The organism is Microcoleus sp. LEGE 07076, assembly GCF_015207455.1.
In the GTDB taxonomy this organism is placed as follows: Bacteria; Cyanobacteriota; Cyanobacteriia; order Cyanobacteriales; family Microcoleaceae; genus Microcoleus.
This window is the reverse complement of the sequence record NZ_JADEWV010000394.1, coordinates 1-2856: the sequence shown is the minus strand read 5'-3', so window position 1 is coordinate 2856 and position 2856 is coordinate 1. Positions and strand designations below refer to the sequence as shown.

Below are 2856 nucleotides of genomic sequence, written 5' to 3'. Positions count from 1 at the left end.
CTTTACCACTCCTCCAAGGACTGCTATATTTCACCACAGCTAGAGCATTTTTGACTTGTGTAGTGGGGCACAACTACAATCGCTAACTTTGATTCGATTCTTAGATTTTTTTAATTTCCCGTAATCAAGCTTGTTGGTAGTGAGTACGACTGTCCTCTCTTTATGGATGAGAAAAAACTTGCCTTTATTACTACGAACGTAATTTTGATTATCTAACCGGACTTGAAACTTGTTTCAAGCCTACAACAAAGCTTAAATTGGTTCTTTGAGGGGCTGGGAAAATCTCTCTGAGGGTAGAGCTTGGTTAATGCGTAGGGGAGTTAGATTCGACACAGATGATATTTGTGACAAAAATAATTATGAAACCTAACGAAGAAAATAGCTCTAGCCGTGAAATTCATGAAGAGGTTCACACAGATGCAACTAACGGTCACGTCAGCACAACGCGAACTACTACAAGTGTTCCAAGTACAACGCCGAAGGCTTCTGAAGAAGCAGCTCATCACCAAGGTTATGTACAGGGTGAAATGGCCCAAAACCACCGTCAAGCTGAAGTCCAAGAAGTCCGCGATAATCAGAATGCTGGTCGTGGGTTACTGTTAGGGATTCTTCTTGCTTCTTTGGTAGGCTTAGTTCTCGGCAGTTTATATTACTTTAATCGGAGTAATGAGGCTCCGACTCCTGCTCCTGTGATTGTTGTGCCGAAAGCGGATCAGCCTTCAGCAACACCTGCTCCGACTCGGACGATAGAGAAAGAAAAAACGATCATTGAAAAGGTTGTTCCGGTTCAACCATCTCCAGTTCAAAAGGCTACGCCTGATCCTGAGCCAAGTCCAGTTCAAAAGGCTACGCCTGATCCTGAGCCAAGTCCAGTTCAAAAGGCTACGCCTGCTCCTCAAGCAAATCCGGCTCCCAATATCAATATTACGGTTCCAAATTCACAGCAGCAGGATGCACCCGCTCAGCAAGCAGCGCCGTCTCCATCTTCGCCGTCAAATAATATCAATATTACGGTTCCGAATCAGCAGAAGGAGCCAGCTTCTACTCCGCCAACTCCAGCACCTGAGAGTTCAACTACTCCATCTCCAACTCAAAATGATGGCGCTTCTGGAGCAGGTACGGGCAGCGAAGCTAATACAGGAACCCAGAGCAACTCTAATCCTACGGATAAACCTGTAACTGATAGCAACCCCGGTGCAGATGGTGCGGCTGGTCCACAGCAATAGAAGTTGGATGTCGAATTAGTCCGCGATGGTTCAAACTCCACACTCATAGTTAAAGTCCTTTAAATAGGACTTTTTTTATGGTTTCAATGGATATTTCTTCAATCATCTACTCCAGAACCCCTATAAGTCCCACTAACCGGGAGCATTTCTGTCGGAAAGCAGCTCTGCTCGAAATTGGAGACAGGAGACAGGAAACAGGAGGAAAGAGGAAGAAAGAAGGAGTCAAAAGAAGTGTTTTTACTCTGATGAGATGCTCCCCACTAACCGGACATCGTGGCTGAACTAAAGGAAGCAGGTTTCTGCGATAGAGAGCGTTTTTAGATTGTGCCAACTTATCCTAAAAAACAGTTTGGTGAGCTAATTTAACCTTCCCTAAAGCCGTCTTCCGGCTCTCAAAAAGTTTCATAACCCCGGAGGAGATGGTCTCGATGACATCGGGAGAGCAGTAGGAGAGAAACTCTTCCGATGAAATGTGACCGGCAAAAAACTCTTGAGCTTTATTCAAAAAGTTTTCAGTTTCAGCAAAGCCGATAGATTTGATAATAAAGGTAGCTACGGGTGAGTTTTTAATATCATAGGGAGATTCTTGATTGCGTCCTATTGCTAACAAATCTAAAACCTCTTTTTCCAACTGAGTTTCTAAGGGGTAGGCGATTTTTCGGTTGGGCAAATAATCTTCCAAGACAGATGTTTTAAATCCTGGTGCGCGCAGTTCTCCCATCATTGTAGAAAGTGGAATGTCGCGCCCCAAACGGTAGGAAAGAGCTTCCAAAATGGCGATGGTAATTAGTTTGATACCTAGATAAAGTTTGGCAACTGCGATATTTTTTCGTGTTTGAAAAATCAGTTTATCGTAGGTTTTATCGTCGGGTTCTTGCATGAACTGCTGGAAAACCAGTTCGGGTTTGAGGAAGTTCAAAAATCCTTCCATTTTTTGCAGAGACCTGCGATATCCGGCAACAGTGTAGGAATTGACATTGCTCAATTCGTGGTTGGTTTCCGGCATTAAGTTCCAGGTATTGTCTAAGAAGTTAGAGGAATTTGGAGAGGCAAAATTCTCTACATCGCGATTTGCTAACCTGACAGATCGCTTGACAATTTCTGCGGTTTCGACATCAGTCCAGCCCAAATCAAAATCGCGATTTACATTTACCAACCGCTGGTGCAAAAGTTCGATCGCGCTCAAACCGCTGGGGGAAACTCCGCGAAAAGGGATAGTAGCTTCGATGCAGGCTGCTATCTGGGCGATCTTACTAGCTGGCAAAAAAGGTTCCAAACATTTACCAGCAATGACGGCGCTCAAAAATTCGTTTTGGCCGGCAAAGGGAGAAAGAGTTTGACCGGGAATAAACCCAAAGACACAGGCCACGAGGTGATAGATGGCGTCATTGGGGAGTTCGGTTTCATATTTAATCACTAACTGCGATCGCACCTCTTTGACAAAAGGACAAATGGCGCTGCTAATATTGAAACCGACGCCCTGATCGACTTGCACGTATACGAGGTCGTGAAATAGCGCAGCCAGCACCTCGATCGGATCGACTGACCCCCCGACCTCAAAAATGTGTTCCGACGTGTGAAAGTAGCGCCAAGGCCCTCTCATGGTTTGAATGATTAACTCGGCTATTTG

2 protein-coding genes are annotated in these 2856 nt (G+C 44.9%); one reads left to right on the top strand and one right to left on the bottom strand.

Annotated elements, in window-relative coordinates; translation table 11 throughout:
• Positions 1–359 precede the first annotated feature (359 nt).
• Positions 360–1226, top strand: coding sequence for a hypothetical protein (locus IQ270_RS29515; RefSeq protein ID WP_193976660.1), 867 nt, complete (start codon positions 360–362; stop codon positions 1224–1226).
• Between the two features lie 337 nt (positions 1227–1563).
• On the opposite strand, the gene IQ270_RS29510 is transcribed toward IQ270_RS29515, so the two are convergent.
• Positions 1564–2856: hypothetical protein (locus IQ270_RS29510; protein ID WP_193976659.1), on the bottom strand; the 1293-nt coding region annotated here is incomplete at its 5' end.

What these genes read in the sequence shown, in the direction of transcription:
- IQ270_RS29515 (WP_193976660.1), top strand. Translation starts at nt 360, where the DNA reads ATGAAACCTAACGAAGAAAATAGCTCTAGCCGTGAAATTCATGAAGAG.